The 20,445-nt window shown below is 73.7% G+C and carries 21 protein-coding genes; 6 read left to right on the top strand and 15 right to left on the bottom strand.

Annotation, left to right across the window (positions count from 1 at the left end; genetic code table 11):
• Nucleotides 1–251 precede the first annotated feature (251 nt).
• Complete coding sequence (locus ACI2LW_RS25875) at nt 252–740, bottom strand: SPW repeat protein (RefSeq protein WP_404733606.1); 489 nt, start codon at nt 738–740, stop codon at nt 252–254.
• Nucleotides 741–1,097: 357 nt separating this feature from the next.
• Between ACI2LW_RS25875 and ACI2LW_RS25880 the strand changes: the two genes are divergently transcribed.
• Nucleotides 1,098–2,045, top strand: coding sequence for an SDR family oxidoreductase (locus ACI2LW_RS25880; RefSeq protein WP_404733607.1), 948 nt, complete (start codon nt 1,098–1,100; stop codon nt 2,043–2,045).
• A gap of 92 nt (nt 2,046–2,137) precedes the next feature.
• On the opposite strand, the gene ACI2LW_RS25885 is transcribed toward ACI2LW_RS25880, so the two are convergent.
• The 4 genes from ACI2LW_RS25885 to ACI2LW_RS25900 all read right to left on the bottom strand — a co-directional run bounded on the left by ACI2LW_RS25885 (nt 2,138) and on the right by ACI2LW_RS25900 (nt 5,245).
• Entirely contained in the window at nt 2,138–2,659 is a 522-nt protein-coding gene (locus ACI2LW_RS25885; protein WP_404733696.1) for a GNAT family N-acetyltransferase, read from the bottom strand.
• 158 nt (nt 2,660–2,817) lie between these two features.
• Nucleotides 2,818–3,156, bottom strand: a complete 339-nt coding sequence (locus ACI2LW_RS25890; RefSeq protein WP_404733608.1) for an STAS domain-containing protein — start codon at nt 3,154–3,156, stop codon at nt 2,818–2,820.
• Nucleotides 3,153–4,442: a PP2C family protein-serine/threonine phosphatase gene (locus ACI2LW_RS25895; protein ID WP_404733697.1), complete on the bottom strand. Its 1,290-nt coding sequence runs from the start codon at nt 4,440–4,442 to the stop codon at nt 3,153–3,155. The genes ACI2LW_RS25890 and ACI2LW_RS25895 overlap by 4 nt, the downstream gene beginning before the upstream one ends.
• A complete protein-coding gene (locus ACI2LW_RS25900; protein ID WP_404733609.1) occupies nt 4,442–5,245 on the bottom strand; it encodes an alpha/beta fold hydrolase in 804 nt (267 codons plus the stop codon). The genes ACI2LW_RS25895 and ACI2LW_RS25900 overlap by 1 nt, the downstream gene beginning before the upstream one ends.
• Before the next feature lie 364 nt (nt 5,246–5,609).
• On the opposite strand from ACI2LW_RS25900, the gene ACI2LW_RS25905 reads away from it, so the two are divergent.
• Entirely contained in the window at nt 5,610–7,388 is a 1,779-nt protein-coding gene (locus ACI2LW_RS25905) for a SpoIIE family protein phosphatase (RefSeq protein ID WP_404733610.1), read from the top strand.
• A gap of 254 nt (nt 7,389–7,642) precedes the next feature.
• Nucleotides 7,643–8,626 (top strand): alpha/beta hydrolase, encoded by a 984-nt coding sequence (locus ACI2LW_RS25910; RefSeq protein ID WP_404733611.1) that lies wholly within the window; start codon nt 7,643–7,645, stop codon nt 8,624–8,626.
• Between the two features lie 114 nt (nt 8,627–8,740).
• On the opposite strand, the gene ACI2LW_RS25915 is transcribed toward ACI2LW_RS25910, so the two are convergent.
• The 3 genes from ACI2LW_RS25915 to ACI2LW_RS25925 all read right to left on the bottom strand — a co-directional run bounded on the left by ACI2LW_RS25915 (nt 8,741) and on the right by ACI2LW_RS25925 (nt 12,594).
• Nucleotides 8,741–9,892, bottom strand: coding sequence for a homoserine O-acetyltransferase (locus ACI2LW_RS25915; RefSeq protein ID WP_404733698.1), 1,152 nt, complete (start codon nt 9,890–9,892; stop codon nt 8,741–8,743).
• The gene (locus ACI2LW_RS25920; RefSeq protein WP_404733612.1) at nt 9,889–11,250 is read right to left on the bottom strand and encodes a bifunctional o-acetylhomoserine/o-acetylserine sulfhydrylase; all 1,362 of its coding nucleotides are present in this window, start codon (nt 11,248–11,250) and stop codon (nt 9,889–9,891) included. The genes ACI2LW_RS25915 and ACI2LW_RS25920 overlap by 4 nt, the downstream gene beginning before the upstream one ends.
• Nucleotides 11,251–11,682: 432 nt before the next feature.
• A complete protein-coding gene (locus ACI2LW_RS25925; RefSeq protein WP_404733699.1) occupies nt 11,683–12,594 on the bottom strand; it encodes a UbiA family prenyltransferase in 912 nt (303 codons plus the stop codon).
• Nucleotides 12,595–12,601: 7 nt separating this feature from the next.
• Here ACI2LW_RS25925 and ACI2LW_RS25930 point away from each other — a divergent pair, with 7 nt between their 5' ends.
• Genes ACI2LW_RS25930 through ACI2LW_RS25940 form a run of 3 tightly spaced genes read left to right on the top strand, consistent with a single transcriptional unit; the run spans nt 12,602 to nt 15,318 of the window.
• Entirely contained in the window at nt 12,602–13,765 is a 1,164-nt protein-coding gene (locus ACI2LW_RS25930) for a type III polyketide synthase (RefSeq protein ID WP_404733613.1), read from the top strand.
• A gap of 9 nt (nt 13,766–13,774) precedes the next feature.
• Nucleotides 13,775–14,290 carry an isoprenylcysteine carboxyl methyltransferase family protein gene (locus ACI2LW_RS25935; RefSeq protein WP_404733614.1) on the top strand — a complete coding sequence of 172 codons (516 nt, stop codon included), beginning with the start codon at nt 13,775–13,777 and terminating at the stop codon, nt 14,288–14,290.
• Nucleotides 14,287–15,318, top strand: a complete 1,032-nt coding sequence (locus tag ACI2LW_RS25940) for an NAD(P)/FAD-dependent oxidoreductase (protein ID WP_404733615.1) — start codon at nt 14,287–14,289, stop codon at nt 15,316–15,318. Before ACI2LW_RS25935 ends, ACI2LW_RS25940 begins: the two co-directional genes overlap by 4 nt.
• A 217-nt stretch (nt 15,319–15,535) precedes the next feature.
• Here ACI2LW_RS25940 and fmdA read toward each other — a convergent pair whose 3' ends face one another.
• The 7 genes from fmdA to crcB (ACI2LW_RS25975) all read right to left on the bottom strand — a co-directional run bounded on the left by fmdA (nt 15,536) and on the right by crcB (ACI2LW_RS25975) (nt 20,344).
• Entirely contained in the window at nt 15,536–16,783 is a 1,248-nt protein-coding gene (gene fmdA / locus ACI2LW_RS25945) for a formamidase (RefSeq protein ID WP_404733616.1), read from the bottom strand.
• A 117-nt stretch (nt 16,784–16,900) separates the two neighbouring features.
• Nucleotides 16,901–17,554 (bottom strand): AmiS/UreI family transporter, encoded by a 654-nt coding sequence (locus ACI2LW_RS25950; RefSeq protein WP_404733617.1) that lies wholly within the window; start codon nt 17,552–17,554, stop codon nt 16,901–16,903.
• 165 nt (nt 17,555–17,719) lie between these two features.
• Complete coding sequence (locus tag ACI2LW_RS25955; RefSeq protein ID WP_404733618.1) at nt 17,720–17,998, bottom strand: FmdB family zinc ribbon protein; 279 nt, start codon at nt 17,996–17,998, stop codon at nt 17,720–17,722.
• Nucleotides 17,999–18,381: 383 nt separating this feature from the next.
• On the bottom strand, nt 18,382–18,783 hold the full coding sequence (locus ACI2LW_RS25960; RefSeq protein ID WP_404733619.1) for a hypothetical protein: 402 nt from the start codon (nt 18,781–18,783) through the stop codon (nt 18,382–18,384).
• A gap of 396 nt (nt 18,784–19,179) precedes the next feature.
• Nucleotides 19,180–19,554: a fluoride efflux transporter CrcB gene (crcB, locus tag ACI2LW_RS25965; protein WP_404733620.1), complete on the bottom strand. Its 375-nt coding sequence runs from the start codon at nt 19,552–19,554 to the stop codon at nt 19,180–19,182.
• Nucleotides 19,551–19,901 carry a DUF190 domain-containing protein gene (locus ACI2LW_RS25970; protein ID WP_404733621.1) on the bottom strand — a complete coding sequence of 117 codons (351 nt, stop codon included), beginning with the start codon at nt 19,899–19,901 and terminating at the stop codon, nt 19,551–19,553. The genes crcB (ACI2LW_RS25965) and ACI2LW_RS25970 overlap by 4 nt, the downstream gene beginning before the upstream one ends.
• Nucleotides 19,898–20,344, bottom strand: a complete 447-nt coding sequence (gene crcB / locus ACI2LW_RS25975) for a fluoride efflux transporter CrcB (RefSeq protein ID WP_404733622.1) — start codon at nt 20,342–20,344, stop codon at nt 19,898–19,900. The genes ACI2LW_RS25970 and crcB (ACI2LW_RS25975) overlap by 4 nt, the downstream gene beginning before the upstream one ends.
• Nucleotides 20,345–20,445 lie beyond the last annotated feature (101 nt).

A 20,445-nucleotide genomic window follows, 5' to 3' on the forward strand; every position in this document is an offset into this window, starting at 1 on the left:
ACGCTCGGCTGGGAAACCCCAGCCGAGCGCCTGCATAAACTGCTCGCGGCCTGATCAACACGACCACGTGTTGCGACGACTCCTAGAAACCGCCGGCCGTACCCGCCCCTTTTCCTTCCTCTCGTTCCTTCCTCTCGCCGGCCCCGGCCCACCCCTTCACCCTGCCGCATACGAAAGGACGGCCCCCGGCACGGCGAGCGGCCTCACGGCCTCGCCACGGTCGCCGGGGCGCCGTCCCTGCGTGTGGTGTGTCAGCCGCGTCCTCCGCCGTACGGTGCGGACATACGGCCGGAGGAGCCCCTGTGCTCCGCCGCGTTGCCGATCGAGGCGGCGACGAGGGCCAGCAGCAGGGCTATCACGCCGACGATGACGTTGTTGACGACGGTCTTGGTGGTGCTGACGTCACCGGCCACGGCCCACGGGGCGATGATGGTCCACAGACCCAGCACACAGGCGGCCCACGCCATGCTGTGCACCCGGTCGTAGGCCCGGCCGAACCCGCCGCTCATGAGCAGCGCGTAGGCGATGCCGATGATCAGGTTGTTGACCGTCAGGGTGGACAGGCCGTTGAAGCCGGTGATCCACGGCGAAGCCGCGAGATAGAGCCCGGTCAGCAGGGCCAGGGTCTCGATGGCCTGGGCCTTGGGAGTGCTCGCGGTGCGCTCGGCCATCTCGTGGCGCTCGCGCATCGCGATGATGTCAGGATGGGTCGCCATGTCGGACCGAGGAGCGGTCGCCATGCCCATCACCTCCAGCGTTTGTCCGTTTTTGTGTCGATCGCTTCGGCGGGCGAGTACCCGGCTCGCGTGAGCTAAGCGTCGTCCGGCGCGGCGATACCCGGCAGCGCGACGGGGGAGTGGCCGATGTCCCCGCCTGGGCCCGCCCCGCCGAGACGCCTGCCGGCGGGCGCCCGGGGGCCCGCACGGCTCATGGCGGACCCCGCCGGGGCCCTTCTGGTCGCGCGTGGCCGGTAGCGGGGTGATCGTGGAAGAGCCGGTACGGCGAGCGCGCCGGTACGGCGCGGGCGGCCCGGGGCGCCGGGGTCTGGAGGGCCGGGGCCCGAGGTCGGGGCCCTGAAGGCCGGGAAGGAGCCGGACATGCGAGCCGCGAGTGCGAGGGCGACCGCCGTCGAGGACGCGGAGGCACGACTGGCGGGACGGGTCGCCGTCGTCACCGGTGCGGCCAGGGGAGTCGGCGAGGCCCTCACCCGGCGGCTTTCGGCGATGGGCATGCACGTCGCGCTCCTCGGCCGCGAGGAGGAGACCCTGCGCCGGGCGGCCGCCCGCCTGCCGTGCCCCAGCACGTGTGTCGAAGTGGACGTCACCGATCCCGCCGGGCTGGGCGAGGCGGCGCGCCGGGTGGCCGCGGAGTTCGGACCGGCCAGTGTGGTGGTGGCCAACGCGGGCATCGCCGCCGGCGGGCCGTTCACCCAGACCGAGGCCGGCCTCTGGCAGCGCGTGATCGACGTGAACCTGGTGGGGTCCGCGAACACCGCGAGGGCCTTCCTGCCCCAGCTCGTCAGCACCCGCGGCTACTTCCTGCAGATCGCCTCGACCGCGGCCTTCGGCGCGGCGCCCCTGATGAGCGCCTACTGCGCCTCCAAGGCCGGTGCCGAGTCCTTCGCCCAGGCGCTGCGCGCCGAGGTCGAGCCCCAGGGCGTCACCGTCGGCATCGCCTATCTGCACTGGACCGGCACCGACATGATCGCCGGCATCGACGACCACCCCGTACTGCGCGCCCTGCGCGGCCACCAGCCCGCCTTCGCCCGGCGCGTCCATCCCCCCGAGCAGGTGGCCCGCCGGCTCGCCACCGGTGTCGTCCACCGCGCCCACCACGTGTACGCGCCGCCGTGGCTGCGCTGGTGCCGGCCGCTGCGGCCGTTGTTCCCCCCGCTGGTGGCCCGTATCGCCCGGCGCGAGATGCGCACGCTCACCGCTTCGGTGCGGGGAGCGGACACCGGGGTCCTCGGGGCGGGCGGCCGCGCCGACTGGGAGGCCTTCACCTCGGCCGGCCGCTCAGGGCCGTCCGGCGGCCGCACACCGTGACGGCGTGGCGGCCGGGGCGGTGGCGGTGTGGCGGCCGGGCGGGGCTGGCGCGGTGGCGGTGTGGCGGCCGGGCGGGGCGCCCGTCGTACGCCTCACCCGTGGCCGGGGCGCTCCGGTGCGAGCTCCCATCTGATCTCGCCCTCGTGCCGGTGACCGGTGGGGGCCAGTCCTGCGGCGGCGGCCACCGCGGCGGACGCGTGGTGGTCGGGATGGATGTGGGCGCGGATCACGCGCACGCCCTGCTCCCGCAGCCACGCCACCAGTGCCCGGGCCGCCTCAGAGGCGATGCCGCGCCCCTGCCACGGGGTGCCCACCACCCAGGCGACCTCGGCCGCGGGGCCGCGCCCGCCGGAGCCGAGGGTCGCCTGCACCGTTCCGGTCAGGGCGTCCTCCGCACGGAGCCGGATCACCCAGTTCCACCAGGTGCCGGACGGGTCGGGTGAGCCGGCCACCAGACGGGCGTAGCGGGCCCGCAGAGCCTGCGCTGCCAACGGCACGCCCCCGGTGAAGCGGTGGAGGGCGGGGTCCGAGAGCACCTCGGCCATCTCGTCCGCGTGCTCCACGGCCAGCGGGACGAGACTGAGCCTGGCGGTCTCGATGCCCGCGATCCTCATGGCGTCCACGCCACCCACCGCTTCCACGCCACCCACCGCTTCCACGTCGCCTCCCGCTTCCACGTCGCCTCCCGCTCCGACGCGCCTCCCGTTTCCCCGCGCCTCCCGCCCTTCCGCCGGTCCCGCGGCGTCCGTGCCGGCCTGTGCGCGACCGGACGTCAGGAGCGGACAGCGGTCTCGGTGTCGGGATGGATGGTGAAGATCTGGTCCAGTCCGACGATCCGCAGGGTGCGCATCGTACGCGCCGGTACGGAGGCGAGGGCGATGTCCGCCCGCGCCGCCTGGGCGTGGGCGCGGGCGGCGATCAGGGCGGTGATGCCGCTGGAGTCGCAGAACTCCATCCCCGCCAGGTCCAGAACCAGGCGCTGCCCGGGTCGCAGGTCGAGTGCGGTGATCAGTTCCCGCAGCTCGGCGGCGTTGGCGTAGTCGAGTGCGCCGGAGACGGCCAGCACGGGACCCGTCGCGGCATCCTGAGTGGTGATCTTCAGTGGGCTCATGATCCGTGCGTGGTGGTGGGGTCGGCGGCCGGGACGCCGAGGGCGAGCAGGGCGGTGTCGTCGTCGAGGCCGTCGCCGAAGCCGTTCAGCAGCCCCTTCAGGGCCTGGACGAGGGCGGGGGCGCTGTCGCCGGCGTGGCCGGTGGCGAACTCGAGCAGCCCTTCGTCCCCGTACAGCTGCGTACGGTCCTTACCGGTGCGGGCCTCGGTGAGCCCGTCGGTGTAGAGCAGGAGGGTGTCGCCCGGGCCGAGCACGGTCGTGGCGCCGGTGAACTGCGCGGACGGCAGGACGCCGACCAGCAGGCCCCCGGGCGTGGGCAGGAAGCCCGCCGTGCCGTCGGCCCGCAGGACCACGGCCGGAGGATGACCGCCCGAGGCCAGGTGGACGGTGATCCGTCCGGCCGCGGGGCCGGGTTCCAGGGTGCCGAAGATCGTGGTGCAGTAGCGGGGGTCGCCGCCGCTCGCGTAGCGCTCGTGCAGGACCTTGTTCAGGGTCGACAGGGCGGACAGCGGATCGGGGTCGTGCAGGGCGGCGGCGCGCAGCGTGTAACGGGTCAGCGAGGTGACCGCGGCCGCCTGCGGGCCTTTGCCGCACACGTCGCCGAGGAAGAAGGCGCAGCGCTTGCCGTCGACGGGGAAGACGTCGTAGAAGTCGCCGCCGAGCCGGTCGGGGGAGGCGGTGTGGTAGTGGGCGGCCGTCTCCACGCCGGGGACGTGCGGCAGGGCGTGCGGCAGCAGCGACTGCTGGAGCACGGCGAGCGCTTCCTGCAGCCGGGCCCGGTCGGCCTCAGCCTGCCGGTGCGCCTCCTCGGCCGCCTTCCGGCGGCGCAGGAGCTCCTCCTCGTAGGCGCGGCGGTCCCGGGCGTCGAAGACGGTGGTGCGGATCAGCAGCGGCTCCCCGGTGGTGCCGTGCTTGACGACGGAGGAGACCAGCACCGGCATCCGGCCGCCGTCGGCCTGCTTGAGCTCCAGGGCTATGCCGCTGATCTCGCCCTGCATCCGCAGCAGGGGCGCGAAGTGGGTCTCGTGGTACAGCCTGCCGCCCACGGTCAGCAGGTCGGTGAACCTCATCCGGCCCAGCACGGCCTCCCGGTCCAGGCCCAGCCAGCCCAGCAGGGTGGTGTTCATCTTGGCGACGGTGCCGTCCATCAGCGTGGACAGGTATCCGCACGGGGCGTTCTCGTACAGCTCCTCGGCGCTGTCCTCCAGCAGCGCGGCGAACGCAGCCCCCGCGGCCCTGTCGTCGTCGGCGTCCCGCGGGTCGGGCTGCCGGCCGCCGCGGCACATCATCGCAGGCCTGCCAGGAAGGCGGTGATCGCCTCGTTGGTGGCCCCGGCCGCGGACAGGTGCGGGCAGTGCCCGGTGGCGTCGAGGGTGACGAGCGTGGAGCCGGGAATCGCCGTGTGGACGAAGGCGCCGACCTCGCGGGGGGCGATGACGTCCTGGGTGCACTCCAGGATCAGCGTCGGCACCCGCACGCCCTTGAGGTCGTCCCGCGAGTCGGACAGGAACGTGGTGCGGGCGAAGACGCGCGCCATGTCCGGGTCGGTGGCGCAGAAGCTGTTGCGCAGTTCCTGGCCGAGCTCGGGCCGGTCGGCGTTGCCCATGATCAGCGGAGCCATCGTCGCCGACCAGCCGAGGTAGTTCGCCTCCAGCGACGCCAGCAGCTCGTCGATGTCCTCGCCGCTGAATCCGCCGCGGTAGCCGTCGTCGTCGATGTAGCGCGGGGACGGGGCGACCATCACCAGCGCGCCGATCCGCTCCGGGGCCAGGCCGGCGGCCAGCACGCCGATCATCGCGCTGACCGAGTGCCCCACGAACGCCGCGTCGCGCAGGTCGAGCGCCTCGCAGACCTCGGCGACGTCCCGGGCGTAGCCGTCCAGCGAGGAGTAGCGGCTCTCCGAGAAGGCCGAGGGGTCGGAGCGGCCCGATCCCACGTAGTCGAACAGGACGACCCGGTAGTCCTCGGCCAGTGCCGGAACCGTGAGCCGCCACATGTTCTGGTCACAGCCGAAGCCATGGGCCAGAACCACCGCCGGCCCGTTCGGGTTGCCGGTGACGGTCACGTGGTTCCTGCGAAGGATGTCCATTGCACCAGTCTCTCAGCCCGCACGGGCCGTCTCGCCACCGCCCGCGACCCGCGGCCCCGGGACCCGCCCGGCACGGTGGTGAGTGGTCCTCCCGCACACGGTGCCGTACGGTCCGCCCGCACGCGTGCAACCGCCGCCCGGACCGCACGCGCGTACCGGCCGCCCGGACCGCACACCCGGGCCCGCCGCCCGGACCGCGCAGGCGGACCGGCTGCCCGGTCCCGCTGCCCGGTCCGGCCGCCGGGGCAGGCCGGGCCGCGGCGGTGGCGTCGTCTCCCGCCGCGGGCATCGGCCACGCCCTGGGGGGAACCCGCAACGGGAAGGGTGGCCGAGGCGTCTTCTCTCCGGTGACGGGAGGCCGGCCATGACGGGCTCGGGCGGTTCCCAGGGGGCGGTTGCCAGAGCCCTGGACGCCTTGGACGCGGGCGCCTACCTGGCCGACGAACAGGGCTCGATCGTCGCCGTGAACGCGCGCGGCGCACAGCTTCTGGGCCGTCCCGCCTCCGGCCTGGTCGGCCAGGACGCCCACGACCTGCTGCACCGCGACAGCCGCGGGCAGCCCGTACCGCGGGCCCAGTGCCGGATGAGGGAGAGCATCCTCGCCGGCCGCACCGACCACGGCGGCGGTGACTGGCTCGAGCGCGGCGACGGCACACTGCTGCCCGTGGCGTGGATGGCCACTCCTTGCGACACCGGCCTGCGGCCGTCGGCCACACTCGTGCTGTTCCACCCCACGGGAAGCCCCAGAGATCCCGGAAGCCCCAGCGATCCCGATCCCGGAAGCCCCGAAGATTCCGGAAGCCCCAGAGATCCCGGAGATCCCGGATGCCCCGAACGGCATGCCCGGCGCTCACCGTCCGGCGGACGGCTGACGGAACTGGAGCGGCTGGAGCTGCTCACCGAGAGCACCACCCTGCTCTTCTCCACCCTGGACATCCACAGGGCGCTGCGTCGTCTGGCCGGCCTGCTGGTGCCGCGCCTGGCCGACTGGGCCGTCATCGACCTCCTCGGCGACCGGGACGAGGTACGGCGCTTCGCCGTCGCCCACGCCGAGGGCGGAACCGTGCTGTTCCGGGAGGATCTCCAAGGGCCGATGCCACCGGTGCCGGAGGGGTCCCCGATGCCCCTGGCGCGGGCCCTGCGCGGCGTCGCGTCCTCCCGCGCCGGCCCGGAGACCTACCAGGGGCCGCCCGACTCGGGCATCGCGGCGGAGCAGCGGAGGCTGTTCGAGGCGACGGGCGTGCACGCGGCGATCGTGGTCCCGCTCCGCAGCCCGCGTGACGTCCTGGGCGCCCTCACCCTCGGCCGCGCCGACCAGCCCGAGCGGTTCACCCCGGCCGACATCGCCCTGCTGGAGGACATCGGCCGACGTGCCGGTCTGGCCCTGGACAACGCCCGCCTCTTCCAGCGCCAGCGCAAGGTCGCCGAGACCATGCAGCGCCATCTGCTGCCGAAGCTGCCCCGTTCGCCCGGCCGCGGCATGACCGCCCGCTACGCGCCCGCGCCGGACGCCTCACAGGTCGGCGGCGACTGGTACGACGCCTTCACCCTGCCGGACGGCGCCACCGCCCTCGCCGTCGGCGACGTCGTCGGCCACGACTTGGAGGCGGCGGCCGGCATGGCCCAGCTGCGCAACATGCTCCGCGCCTACGCCCTCGCCCAGCAGAAGCCGCCGAGCAGGATCGTGGAATGCCTCGACCGGGCGACCCCGGACATCGCGGAGGTCCCGCTGGCCACGCTGGTCTTCGCCCGCCTGACCGACGACGGCGCGGGCCGCTGCGAGCTGTCCTGGACCAACGCAGGCCATCCGCCTCCCCTGCTGGTCACCCGGCAGGGGACGGCCCGGCATCTGACCGACGGCCACGGAATCCTGCTCGGGGTCGCCCCCGAGCGGTCCCGCCCCGACGCGACGGCGGAACTGCCGCCCGGGGCGACCCTGCTGCTCTACACCGACGGCCTCGTCGAGTCCCGCACCCACGCCCTGGACGATGGCCTGGAGCGCCTGCGCCGCAACGCCGCGCTACTGGCCCACCGCCCCCTGGAGTCCTTCGTCGACGAGCTGCTGGCACGGGCGCGCCCCCAGGACAACGACGACGACGTGGCCCTGCTGGCCGTCCGGCACGGGTGCGGGACGTCAGTGTGAACGGGTCCGGGACGTCCGTGGGAGGCGCCGGACGCCGTCCACGGGGGGCCCGCGTCCGCGGAATTGTGCCGGTGCCGGGGCGGGTCTAACGTCGTGAACCCAGGGGTCACTGACGCGGAGGCGGACGGCGGCCGGGTACCGGGCCGGACCGCCTCATCGGCCGGGAGAAGGGGTGCGCGACGGCCGGGCGCCCGCCGGGCGCCGCCCGTTCGCGGCCCAGGCTCCCGTGCCATGTCTCGCCGAGGAGCACCCTCATGACCTCTGCCAGCCCCGTCGTCCTCGAGCCGGCCGCCCAGCAACTCGCCGACGCGTTCTCCAAGCCGCCGTTCCTCTACGAGATGACGCCGGCCGATGCCCGGAAGGTGCTCGAGGACGCGCAGTCCGGTCCGGTCCGCAAGCTCCCGGTCGACGAGGAGTGGATCACCGTCCCCGCCGGGCCGGAGTCCCGCTCCGGGTCCGGGTCCGGGGACGTACGCGTACGGATCATCAGGCCCGAGGGCGCCACGGGCACGCTGCCCGTCATCGTGTACATGCACGGTGGAGGCTGGGTCCTGGGGAACGCCGCCACCCATGACCGGCTCGTACGCGAACTCGCGGTCGGCTCCCGGGCGGCGCTCGCGTTCGTGGAGTACCCGAACTCACCCGAGGCCCGCTACCCGACCGCGATCGAACAGGGCTACGCCACGGCCCGCTGGGTCACCCGCGACGGGGCGTCCAAGGGCCTGGACGCCGGCCGTATGGCGGTGGCCGGGGAATCGGTCGGAGGCAACATGACGGCCGCGCTGGCCCTGATGGCCAAGGAGCGGGGCGATGTCACCTTCGTGCAGCACTCGATGTACTACCCGGTCACCGACGCGGCGATGGACACCGCCTCCTACGAGGAGTTCGCCACCGGCTATTACCTCACCCGCAAGGCGATGGAGTGGTTCTGGGACGCCTACACCACCGACCCGGCACAGCGCGCCGAGATCACCGCGTCGCCGAACCGGGCCGACACCGCGCAGGTCGCCGGCCTGCCGCCCGCCTATCTGTGCGTCGACGAGGCCGATGTGCTGCGCGACGAGGGCGAGGCCTACGCCGCCAAGCTGCGCTCGGCCGGGGTCCCGGTGACCACCGTGCGTTACGACGGCACCGTGCACGACTTCATGCTGCTCGACGCGCTCAGCGAGACCCAGGCCGCGCGGGCGGCCGTCACCCAGGCCACGTCCGTCCTGCGCGCCGCGCTGGGAACCGACTGACGGACGACGCGCGCCGGCCCGAACGGCAACTCCCCTCGAGACCTCGAGACCTCGAGACCTCGAGACAGGACACCTTGTCGCGCCGGACGGGGGGCGGGCCCCAGGTGGGCCCGCCTACCCGACCAGTTCCCGTACCAGTGCGGCGACTTGCTCCACCTCGACGAGGAAGCCGTCGTGCCCGTACGGGGACTTCACGACCCGCAGGCCGTCCGCGTCGGGGATACCGGCGGCCAACTCGCCCTGCTGGGACAGGGGAAAGAGGCGGTCGGAGTCGACACCGGCGACGAGCGTCCGGGCCGTCACCCGGCTCAGGGCGGCCCGCGTGCCGCCGCGCCCACGGCCGAGGTCGTGACTGTTCATGGCCTGGGTGAGCGTGACGTAGCTGCCCGCGTCGAAGCGGCGTACCAGCTTGGCGGCGTGGTGGTCGAGATAGGACTCGACCTGGTACCGGCCGCCGTGCCACGGCTCCTCCGTGTCCTGCGGCGCGCGCCCGAAGCGCACGTGCAGCTCCGCTTCGCTGCGGTAGGTGACGTGGGCGATGCGGCGGGCCAGGCCGAGCCCCGCGTGCGGGCCGAGTCCGGGCCCGGCGTCGTGGTAGTCGCCGCCACGCCAGTGCGGGTCGCCGCGGATGGCGTGGAGCTGGACGTTCGCCCACGCGATCTGCTCCGCGCTCGCCGCCGCCGACGCGGCGAGCACCAGCAGCGCCCCCGTGCGTTCCGGGTACGACACGGCCCATTCCAGCGCCCGCATCCCGCCCATCGACCCGCCGGCCACCAGCGCCCAGCGCTCGATGCCGAGGGCGTCGGCCAGGCCCGCCTCGGCCGCCACCTGGTCACGCGGTGTCAGGAAGGGGAACCGGCCGCCCCAGCGGCGTCCGTCCGGGGCCGGCGACGACGGCCCGGTGCTGCCCTGGCAGCCGCCGAGCACGTTCGGGGCCACGACGAACCAGCGGTCGGTGTCGAGGGCGCGCCCCGGGCCGACGAGCCCGTCCCACCAGCCGGGGGAGGGGTGGCCCGGCTCCGCGGCGCCGGCCGCGTGGCTGTCGCCGGTCAGCGCGTGCAGCACGAGGACCGCGTTGGAGCGGTCCGGGGCGAGCCGCCCCCACGTCTCGAACGCCAGCCGCACACCGGGGAGTTCGCCCCCCGCCTCCAGGGGAAGCGCCGCGGTGCGCTCGTACCACTGGCGGCGCCCGGGCGGGTCCCCCTCCCGCCAGGCCCCGGTGGCCGGCGGGAGGGGAGCCGCGGTGGGGGCCGGCACGGTGTTCAGGACGCGCCCTTCGCCGCGCGGAAGCCCGCTTCCAGATCGGCCTTGAGGTCGGCGAGGTTCTCGAGGCCGACCGACAGCCGCACCAGCCCCGGGGAGGCGCCGGTGGCCGCCAACTGCGCCTCGTCGAGCTGGCTGTTGGTGGTGGAGGCCGGGTGGATGATGAGGCTGCGCACGTCACCGATGTTGGCGAGGTGGCTGAACAGCTCGACCGCGTCCACGAACCGCTTGCCGGCCTCCACACCGTCCCGCAGTTCGAAGGAGACCACGGCCCCCGCGCCCCGGGGCAGGTACTTCCGCCCCGCCTCGTACCACCTGCTGCTCGCCAGCCCGGGGTAGTGCACGGCGGCCACCTCGTCCCGCTGCTCCAGCCACTCGGCCAGGGCCCGGGCGTTGGCGGAGTGCCGTTCGATCCGCAGGCTGAGCGTCTCCACGCCCTGCAGCAGCAGGAAGGCGGAGTGCGGGGAGAGGGCCGGCCCGAGGTCGCGGAGCAGCTGCACACGGAGCTTGACCGCGAACGCGCCGGGGCCCAGAGCGGGCCAGTACCGCAGCCCGTGGTAACTGGGATCGGGCTCGGAGAAGTCCGCGAACCGCTCGGGGTGCGCCCCGAAGTCGAAGGTTCCGCCGTCGACGACCACGCCCGCAATGGTCGTGCCGTGCCCGCCCAGGAACTTGGTCGCCGAGTGCACCACGATGTCCGCGCCGTGCTCGACGGGCCGCAGCAGATAGGGAGTCGGCACCGTGTTGTCCACGATCAGCGGCAGCCCGGCCGCGTGGGCGACGTCCGCGACGCCCCGCACGTCGAGCACGTTGCCGCGCGGGTTGCCGAGGGTCTCCGCGAACAGTGCCTTGGTGTCCGGCCGGATCGCCGCCCGCCACGCCTCGAGGTCGTCCGGGTCGTCGACGAAGGACACCTCGACGCCGAACCGGGGGAGCGTGTGCCGGAGCAGGTTGTACGTGCCGCCGTACAGCGACGTACTGGAGACGATGTGGTCGCCGGCGCCGGCCAGCGTCAGGATCGCCAGCGTCTCCGCCGCCTGCCCGGAGGAGAGCGCCACGGCGGCGACCCCGCCCTCCAGTGCGGCGATGCGCTGCTCGAAGACGTCCTGGGTGGGATTGTGGATCCGGGTGTAGATGTTGCCGGGCTCGGCCAGCGCGAACAGGTCGGCGGCGTGCCGGGTGTCCCGGAACACGAACGACGTCGTCTGGTAGATGGGCGTGGCCCGGGCGCCGGTCGCCGGGTCGGGCACGGAGCCCGCGTGGATCTGCTTGGTCTCGAAGGACCAGGCGGAGGTGTCGGGACCGGCGGAGCCGTCCTCGGGGGTGTGGCCGGCGGTGACCGAGTCGACGGGCTGACTCATGGTGGTGCTCCCTTGTGCGGATGCGGAGATGCTCGCGGTGAGGGGGTGAGGGGGTGAGGGGATGCGCGTAGGCGCGGATGCCGCGGGGCTGCGAGCCGGGCCCGGAAAAGGGCGGCGTTCAGCGCGGTGCGGTGGGAAAGGGGTGAAACGAAAGGCCGGAGCGCGGACTCAGCTCGCGGCGGGACAACGCATGGTGGTGACACGCACGTAGTCGACGTGGCGGCGCGTCACGAGCATGGTCATGGACGTAGGTAACCACATGGGAGCGGCATCGCACCAGCCGCGGGGGCCCTTCGCCCTCCGGCAACCGCTGCCGGCGGGGGCGGGCGCCGGCCGGCGGGCCCCGGTTCCGGGTCCCGGCCCGGCCCCCGCGCCCTGTCCCGCGGTGCCTCACCCCTGTCCCGGGTGCGTGTCACCGCGCCCCGCGACACCTCACCCACGTCCCGCGATGTCCGCGCCTCCCAGCAGCAGTTGGGCCACCGCCAGACCCGCCACCGCGAGCGCGGCACGGAAGGGCCGGCGGCCCGGGGCCGTCCGCGGGGGCAGGGCCGTGCCCGCGACCGCCACCGCCCCGGCCGTGGCCGCCAGCACCCGGCCCGACGCCGTCACCGCCCCCGGCGGTCCCGCGACGACCACGCCCACGGCCGTCAGCATGACGAAGGGCGCCAGCCGGCGGCAGGCCCGCGGGCCCAGCCGCTGCGGCAGCCCGCGCACTCCGGTGGCGAGGTCGTCGTCGATGTCCGGAAGGACGTTCACCAGGTGCGCGCCCACGCCCAGCAGCGCCCCGGCGGTCACGGCCCACCAGGCCGGCCAGGACGGGGCGGGCAGACCGAGGGTGACGAAGGCCGGCAGGGAGCCGAAGGCCACCGCATACGGCAGAGGGGAGAGCAGCGTGTGCTTGAGCCGGAGGTTGTACGCCCAGCCCGAGGCGACCACCGCCAGGTTCGCCGCCCCCGCGGCGACGCCGCTCAGCAGGGACAGCGGCACGCTCACCACCAGCGCCGCCCCGGCCGCGACCGCCGCGGCCCGCGGCGCCAGCTCCCCGGTGGCCAGCGGCTTGTCGGTGCGGGCACAGGCCGTGTCGCGCTGTGCGTCGGCCGCGTCGTTGCACCAGCCGATCGAGAGCTGCCCGGCCAGCACCGCCGCGGCCACCGCCGCCGACCCCGCCCGGCCACGGCCGGCCGCCACGGCCAGGGCCGTCGCGAACACGGTCACCGCGAGCGCCGGCTCCACATGACAGCAGCGCAGCAGCACCGGCACCCGGCGTGTGGTGCGCGCGAGGACCCCAGACGGGTGGACGGACACCCCTGCACGGTAATCCCGCATCCGGTGCGAGGAAGGCATTACGGACATGCGTGTCCCCACGATCGCCGACCGGGCCCCCGCCCCGTCCACCGCACCGCTCCGGACGACAGCACCCACCCCGGCGACCACGATCGCCGCCGTCCGTACCGCGCTGCCCCGGCACCGCTACGCGCAGGAGGACCTCACCGAGGCCATCGGCGACCTGTGCCTGCCGCCGGGGGCCGACCGCAACGTACTGCGCCGTCTGCACGCGTCCGCCGGGGTGCGGACGCGCCATCTGGCCCTGCCGATCGAGCAGTACGCCGCACTCGGCGACTTCGGGCAGAGCAACGACACCTGGCTGGCGACGGGCCTGGACCTGGGCGAGGAGGCCCTTCGCGGCGCGCTGGAGCAGGCGGGACTCGTAGCGGCCGACATCGACCTGCTGGTGTGCGCCTCCATCACCGGCGTCGCCGCGCCGTCCCTCGACGCCCGCCTGGCCGGACGCGTGGGCCTGCGCCCCGACGTGAAGCGGCTCCCCGTGTTCGGCCTGGGCTGCGTGGCGGGCGCCGCCGGCCTCGCCCGGGTGCACGACTACCTGTGCGGGCACCCCGACGGCACCGCCGTGCTGCTCACCGTCGAACTGTGCTCCCTCACGCTCCAGCGGGGCGACGGCTCCCGCGCCAACCTCGTCGCCGGCGCACTGTTCGGGGACGGTGCCGCCGCGCTCATCGCCCGGGGCGCGGGCACGGCGCCGGGCGGCGGCGGCCGTCACCGGGCGGGAACGGGCGCGGCCGGGCCGTGGGTGGTCGCCACGCGCAGCTGCCTGTACCCGGACACCGAAGGGCTGCTGGGCTGGAACATCGGCGCCGGCGGATTCCGCGTCGTGATCGACGCCGGCGTCCCCGGCGTGGTGCGCGAGCATCTGGGCCGGCAGCTGCGCGCCTTCCTCGCCGAACACGGCCTGACCGCCGACGACATCGGCTCCTGGGTGTGCCACCCGGGAGGCCCCAGGGTGCTGTCCGCCGTGACCGACGCCCTCGCGCTGCCGGCGACCGCCCTGGACCGGGCGCGGGGCTCGCTGGCGTCGGCCGGGAACATGTCGTCCGTCTCCGTCCTGCACATCCTCCAGGGCATCCGGGACTCCCGTCGCCCCGGGCCCGGCACCTGGGGGCTCCTGATGGCGATGGGCCCGGGATTCTGCTCCGAGTTCGTCCTGCTGCGCTGGTGAGGGGTGCCCATGCCGTGGTACACGCTCGTCGTCCTGGCCGTCGGCGCCGAACGCGTCGCCGAACTCCTCGTGGCCCGGCGCAACGCGGCCTGGACCCTCGCCCGCGCCGGAGTGGAGCACGGCCGCGGCCACTACCCGGTGATGGTCGCCCTGCACTCGGGCCTGCTCGTGTGCTGTCTGCTGGAACCCGCGCTCGCCGGACGGCCGTTCCTGCCCGCGCTCGGCTGGACCGCGCTGGCGCTCGCCGCCTCGGCGCAGGCCCTGCGCTGGTGGTGCATCACCTCGCTCGGGCCGTACTGGAACACCCGGGTCATCGTCGTTCCCGGCGGACGCCTGGTCGGCACCGGGCCCTACCGCTTCCTGCGCCACCCCAACTACCTCGCGGTCGTCGTGGAGATCGCGGCGCTGCCGCTGGTGCACGGCGCCTGGCTGACGGCCACCGTGTTCACCCTCGCCAACGCGGCGCTGCTCGCCGTCCGCATCCGCTGCGAGAACGCCGCCCTCGCCCAGGCGGTGCCCGCGTGAGCGCCCGCCACGACCTGCTGATCGTCGGTGGCGGACCGGCCGGCCTGGCGACCGCCCTGTACGCCGCCCGCGCCGGCCTCGACACCGTCGTGGCCGAACCACGCCCGGCGCCCATCGACAAGGCGTGCGGCGAGGGACTGATGCCCGCCGCCGTCCGCGCCCTCACCGCCCTCGGCCTCGACGTCCCCGGCCACCCCCTCACCGGCGTCCGCTACGTCCAGGGCGGCCACCGGGTCCAGGCCGCGTTCCGGCACGGCAGCGGCCTCGGGGTGCGCCGCACCGGTCTGCACGGCGCCCTGCACCGGGCCGTGCTGGACGCGGGAGTACCCGTCCTGCCGTACCGGGTCGAGCGCGTGCACCAGGACGCGACGGGTGTGACCGTACCCGGCGCGGGACTGCGCGCCCGGTGGCTGGTGGCGGCGGACGGCCTGCACTCACCGGTGCGCCGCACCCTCGGCCTGGACGTCAGGACCCGGACCCCGCCCCGGTACGGGCTGCGCCGCCACTACGCGGTGCCGCCCTGGTCGTCCTGCGTCGAGGTGCACTGGGCGGCGGACGCGGAGGCGTACATCACCCCGCTCGGTCCCCGGCTCGTCGGCGTCGCCCTGCTCACCGGCCGCCGGGCCCCCTTCACCGACCAGCTGGACGGCTTCCCCGAACTGGCGGCCCGGCTCCCGCCGGAGGCGGCCGTCACCCCTGTGCGGGGCGCCGGGCCCCTGCGCCGGCGGGCCCGCACCCGCGCCCACGGGCGGGTGCTGTTCGTCGGCGACGCCGCCGGCTACATCGACGCGCTGACCGGTGAGGGCGTCTCCCTCGCCCTCACCGGAGCCCGCCTCCTGGTCGCCAACCTGCGCCGTGGCACGCCCGCCCGCTACGAGACCGACTGGAGCCGGGCCACCCGCGGCCACCGCCTCCTCACCGACCTGCTGGTCAGGGCCCGGCAGCAGCCCGCCCTCTCGCCGCGCATCGTGCCCACGGCCGCCCGCCTGCCGCGCCTGTTCGCGACGGCGGTGAACGCACTCGCCTGAGGTGCCGCTGCCGGGCCTCTGATGCGCCCGGTCCCGCACAGTTCCCGGCCCGCGTCCGCCCGGCTCGCACAGCTCCGGCGCCTCTCCGCCCGGCCCCCGACAGCTCCCGGCCCCCGTCCGCCCGGCCCCGCGCAGCTCCCGGCCCCCGCAGCGCCGGCAGCCGGGGTGGAGGCCGGGTGGCGCCGCGGGGGCCGGGAACGGGTCGGCCGGCGTGTCCTCAGCTGGACACCGCGCACTTGCCGCGGTCCGCGGCCTTCGGGCCCTCCGCGGTGGGACGGACGTCGAAGTCGAAGATGTCGGTCGGCAGGTAGAGGGAGCAGCAGGCGTTCGGGATGTCGACGACCCCGCTGACGCGTCCCTCGATCGGGGCGGCGCCGAGCAGCAGGTAGGCCTGCTCGCCGCTGTAGCCGAACCTCTTCAGGTACTCGACGGCGTTGAGGCAGGCACGCCGGTAGGCGACCGTCGCGTCCAGGTAGTAGTTGGTGTCGGTGTCGTGGTCCACGGAGATCCCGATGAAGGACATGAACTCCGAGTACCGCGGCTCGACGTTGCCCGGCATGAAGACGGGGTTGGTGGTGATGCCGTACTTCTCCATGCCTCCCTTGATGAGATCGACGTGGAAGTCGATGTAGCCGCCCATCTCGATGGCGCCGCAGAAGGTGATCTCGCCGTCTCCCTGGCTGAAGTGCAGGTCACCACCCGACAGCTTGGCGTCCTTGACGTGGACGGGGTAGAAGACGCGTGCTCCGCGGGTGAAGTTCTTGATGTCGTGGTTGCCGCCGTTCTCCCGGGCGGGCACGGTGCGTGCTCCGTCCCGGGCTATGGCCTCGGCGTCCGAGCCGGACGCCGTGCCGCACAGGGCCTGGTCCGGGTCGGGTGTGAGCCCCAGGGGCGGGACGCGGTCCGGGTCGGTGTCCACCAGGGCCTGCTCACGGCGGTTCCACCGCTGCAGCAGCTCCGCGGACGGAGCCGTGCCGAACAGACCGGGGTGGGTGATGCCGGTGAAGCGGATGCCGGGAAGGTGCCTGGACGTGGCCACCTGCCCGTGGAAGTCCCATATCGCCTTGTAGGCGTCCGGGAAGTAGTCGGTCAGGAACCCTCCGCCGTTGGCCTTGGCGAAGACGCCCGTGTACCCCCAGCCCTGGCCGGGGGCGTCCCCGGTCTGCTGCGGCACCGGCCCGAGGTCGAGGATGTCCACGATCAGCAGGTCGCCGGGTTCCGCGCCCTCGACACCGATCGGCCCGCTGAGCATGTGGGCCCGCATGAGGTCGACGTCGCGCACGTCGTTGGCGGAGTCGTTGTTGCCGATCTGCGCGTCGGTCCACTCGCGGCACTCGACGCGGAACTCGTCCCCCGGGCGGACCATGGCGACGGCCGGGATGTCCGGATGCCACCTGTTGTGTCCGGGCGTGTCCTGGTCGCGCATCGACCGGGACTGATCGACGCTGAAGACTACCTCAGGCATGTCAACTCCTCGTGTTGCTGCTGATGCTCCGAGTGGCACGGCGCCCGCTGCCCGAGTGCCGGTCGTGCTGCTGCTCGCGTCTCGGTGACCACCTCCCCGCTCCGTCAGCCGGCAGGGTCAGCCGTGGCTTCCGGCCACATAGCCCGAGGCCCCGTAGTCCTCCGCGGGCCGCCCGGGGTGCCGGTTGCGCGTGACGAACCACAGCGACGCGAAGGCCAGCACGCCGAAGGCGCCGAGGGCGATCGCCGTCTCGTTGTAGTTCTCCGTGACCCAGTAACCGGTCAGCAGCAGGAACGCCGGGATGACACCGGTCACCCAGCCCTCGATGGCGGTGACCCAGCCCACATAGGTCGTCAGCGCCTCGATTTTCAGGCCCAGCAGCAGGAAGAAGAGGAACCAGAGGAAGGCCCAGTAGAGCCATATCACGCCGAACGGCTTGTCGTTCACCAGCCGGAAACTGGCGAAGGAGAACCCCAGGGCGACGATGGCCACGAACAGCGAGTAATAACCCACTCCCGTGGTGTCCAGTCCCATGAGTAGCCCGATGCCGACATACAGATAGGTGAATCCGAAGAGGAAGATGCCCGATGCCAGCATGATGGCCCTGGAATCATCGCCTGCGGCGATGATGAGATAAATGGGTGTGAAGACCTGTAGTCCTCCGACGAACAGGTTGAATATGGCTGCCGACCGGCTGTCCACCTTTCCCAGCAGCATCAGCCCGTTCATGAAGAGCACAGCGCCCACGAAGAGCAGTCCGACGTTGGCCAAGAGGACACACCTCCCGATGTTCCGCTCCCGGCGGCGGTGCGCCTGCCAGGAGCCGTGCGGCCACGAACCGGTGCGTGCGGTCCGCACGCACCACGGCCGGCCTCGCCGCCGATGGGCCGTTCCCCGCCTCGCACGGCCGGGGAGCGGTGTGCGGCTCGCCGCCCCTCAGGGCCGGGGAAGCCTGGCCAGCGCGGGATGAGGGGAACTCTGCCTGGGGTTCCTGCCCGGGATCCGCGTGACCACCTCGGGGTTCTCCCGGGACTTCTCCTCCCGCCCGTGCAGGGCCGCCACCGCGGGCGGCGTCGTGGCGAGCGCCGGTGCGGAGTACACGCGCCGCGCGAAGTCCCCGCACCGCGGGCAGCTCCGCTCGGCCGGCGCGGTGCCGATGGGGAGCTTTACTTCGAACAATCCGCAGCGGCCGCAGGAAAATTCATACGTCGCCATAAAGCCTCCGCCCCGCCTTCTGTTGTGGGCGTGCATAAAGGGGCCCTCTGCGGGACGCCGCACAAGTCGACTCGCGTCCTCATTCCAGGCAACCCCCGGGGCGGCGGCGTGTCAAGGCGAGCCGGGGTCCGCCGCCCCGGGCGCGGTCCGCGCGCCCGGTGACGCGGCGGGCCGGACCTGCGCGGGCGGCGAAGAGACGAGGCACTTACCGGGGAAATACAAGGGCCCGGCCACGCGAGTGCGGCCGGGCCCGGTACGCCGGGATGTCAATGGGGAACGCCTTCAACCAAATGCGCGCCGGGTGGCCGGGAGAAAGCGGTGCGCGGCCGGGGGAAAAGCCGCGCCGGGCGTCCCGCGGGAGAGCGGCTGGGGGCGGTCAGGCGTCAGGAAGGCGCTCCCGCGATCGCGCAGGCGCGGCACGGCGGCCGGCCGCAGGTGCACTGCATGATGGCGTCCAGCACATCGTGGTCGTGGTACAGGCACTGGTCGCGGCAGGTGTGACGTGGGACGAAGCCCGCCTGGTGCTCGTCCGGCCAGGGCTCCTCGCCCTCCCGGCAGCGCACGAACCGCTCGGGGTCGGCGGCGTGCAGCTGCTGCATCCGCTCCCGCGCCTCTCCCTCCAGGTCACGCGTCGTGCCGACCATGCCCTTGAGCTCCTCGGCGAGACCGGAGAACCTGTCGTCGCCGGTCCGCACATGGGCGGCCCGCAGCGCCATCACGGCGTTGCCCAGAAACCGCCGGGCGTCCTGAAGGTCGGTGACGTGGTGCAGTTGGATTCCTGTCACGCCCCGGACCCATACGGCGTCTTCGCTCACTTCTTCTGCCTTCCGAGCTCGAATTGCCCTCTGGCGATGCCGGCGACGAAGGCGCCGCATCTTCCTCACACGCTGTGAAGTGTCCGGAAACAGTGGCCGTCCACCCCGAGTGCCGGCCGGCCCGCTCCGTGGTGTCCGCGGTGGCCGCGCGAGGAGATCGCCCGTGAGGCTTGCACTCTATGCAGGAAGGCTAAAGTCCCCGATAAAGATCGATCCAGCGTTTCACCGGTGAAGTCAATCACAAGGGTTCACCGGGTTTACGTATCCGCCGATAAGCGCGGGACCGGCGCCGTGCGGCACGGGCGCAGCGCATCCCGCAGGCGGGCGCGGTGTTCCCGCACCGGCGGCGACGCCCCGGCGGCCGGCCTAGGCGAAGACGGCCTCCGCGCAGGTCAGACCCAGGAACACGCCGCCCAGACCGGCGAAGACCGACGCCAGTACGTTGGTCACCGCGAAGAATCGGGCTCCCGTCTCCAGAAGGGCCAGCGTCTCGTAGGAAAAGGTCGAGTACGTGGTCAATGCGCCGCACAGACCAGTGCCCAGGAGATCTTGTACGGGCCGTGAGGCGGCGCCCGACAGGGCCGCCCCGGTGAGGCCCCCCAGAATCACCGCCCCGGTGATATTGGCCGCGAAAGTGCCCCAGGGAAAGGCGGTGTCGTGGCGGGACTGGACGGTCCGGTCGATGACATACCGCAGCGGGGCGCCCACGGCGCCGCCGAGCGCGACGAGCAGGAATCTCATCGGGCGGCGGCCTCCCGGCCCCGGTAGTGGACCACTTCGACCTCGTGCAGGGTGATCAGGCCGCACACGGACAGTTCCTCCAGCCGCGGCAGGAAGGAGCGGATCCGCTCCTCCTCGTCGACGATCACGACGGCCGTCGGCAGGTCGTCCGCCATGGACAGCAGACGTACGGTGTGCACGACCGACGTGGCGCCGAAGCCCTCCACCCCGCGGAACACCGACGCCCCGGCCAGCCCGAAGGCGTGGGCGCGGTGCACGATCTCGGTGAACAGGGGCTTGTGATGCCAGGTGTCGGTGTCCTCGACGTAGACCGTCAGACACAGCGCGCGTCCCTCGAGTGCCCTCACGATCCCCTCCTCACCAGAAGAAGCCGGGTGCCGGCCATGCCGATCGCGGCGGCGCCCAGCGCGACGACCACGGTCCCGGCCAGATAGAGCAGCGCCGGGCCGGGCCTGCCGAGGCGCACCAGGCGTTCGATGTCGGCGCAGTAGGTGGAAAAGGTGGTGAAGCCGCCGAGGACCCCGGTCGCGAAGAAGGGGCGCAGCAGCGGGTGCGGCGCCCACACCTCGGTGATCGCCACCAGGAACACACCGATGACCAGGCACCCCACGGCGTTGACGCCCAGCGTCGTCCAGGGGAACTGCGAGGCGTCCGTCGGCCACAGCAACGCCGCCGCGAACCGGGCACAGGCCCCCAGCGATCCGCCCACGGCGACGGCCGCGAGCACCGGAAGCTGTCCCCGGCGGGCCCCGCTGTGTCCGGACGACTTCGCCACCGCAGCACGTCCCATCGGTGTGCCTGCCAGCAAACGCCCCGCGGCTCCTCGGCCGGCCGGCCGCGTCCCGTGCGCCGGTTCGCCGGGACACGGGTCCTCGCGCGGGCGGGAGGCGG

This window comes from Streptomyces sp. NPDC004065 (genome assembly GCF_044903565.1).
GTDB lineage: Bacteria > Actinomycetota > Actinomycetes > Streptomycetales > Streptomycetaceae > Streptomyces.

Bases quoted from the DNA above. Each gene is read 5' to 3' on its own strand.
- ACI2LW_RS25935 (WP_404733614.1), top strand. From the start codon at position 13,775: ATGCCGTGGTACACGCTCGTCGTCCTGGCCGTCGGCGCCGAACGCGTC.
- ACI2LW_RS25880 (WP_404733607.1), top strand. From the start codon at position 1,098: ATGCGAGCCGCGAGTGCGAGGGCGACCGCCGTCGAGGACGCGGAGGCA.
- ACI2LW_RS25930 (WP_404733613.1), top strand. From the start codon at position 12,602: ATGCGTGTCCCCACGATCGCCGACCGGGCCCCCGCCCCGTCCACCGCA.
- crcB (WP_404733620.1), bottom strand. From the start codon at position 19,554: ATGAGATTCCTGCTCGTCGCGCTCGGCGGCGCCGTGGGCGCCCCGCTG.
- ACI2LW_RS25925 (WP_404733699.1), bottom strand. From the start codon at position 12,594: ATGCCTTCCTCGCACCGGATGCGGGATTACCGTGCAGGGGTGTCCGTC.
- ACI2LW_RS25900 (WP_404733609.1), bottom strand. From the start codon at position 5,245: ATGGACATCCTTCGCAGGAACCACGTGACCGTCACCGGCAACCCGAAC.
- crcB (WP_404733622.1), bottom strand. From the start codon at position 20,344: ATGGGACGTGCTGCGGTGGCGAAGTCGTCCGGACACAGCGGGGCCCGC.
- ACI2LW_RS25920 (WP_404733612.1), bottom strand. From the start codon at position 11,250: ATGAGTCAGCCCGTCGACTCGGTCACCGCCGGCCACACCCCCGAGGAC.
- ACI2LW_RS25905 (WP_404733610.1), top strand. From the start codon at position 5,610: ATGACGGGCTCGGGCGGTTCCCAGGGGGCGGTTGCCAGAGCCCTGGAC.
- ACI2LW_RS25875 (WP_404733606.1), bottom strand. From the start codon at position 740: ATGGCGACCGCTCCTCGGTCCGACATGGCGACCCATCCTGACATCATC.
- ACI2LW_RS25910 (WP_404733611.1), top strand. From the start codon at position 7,643: ATGACCTCTGCCAGCCCCGTCGTCCTCGAGCCGGCCGCCCAGCAACTC.
- ACI2LW_RS25955 (WP_404733618.1), bottom strand. From the start codon at position 17,998: ATGGCGACGTATGAATTTTCCTGCGGCCGCTGCGGATTGTTCGAAGTA.
- ACI2LW_RS25895 (WP_404733697.1), bottom strand. From the start codon at position 4,442: ATGTGCCGCGGCGGCCGGCAGCCCGACCCGCGGGACGCCGACGACGAC.
- ACI2LW_RS25890 (WP_404733608.1), bottom strand. From the start codon at position 3,156: ATGAGCCCACTGAAGATCACCACTCAGGATGCCGCGACGGGTCCCGTG.
- fmdA (WP_404733616.1), bottom strand. From the start codon at position 16,783: ATGCCTGAGGTAGTCTTCAGCGTCGATCAGTCCCGGTCGATGCGCGAC.
- ACI2LW_RS25885 (WP_404733696.1), bottom strand. From the start codon at position 2,659: ATGAGGATCGCGGGCATCGAGACCGCCAGGCTCAGTCTCGTCCCGCTG.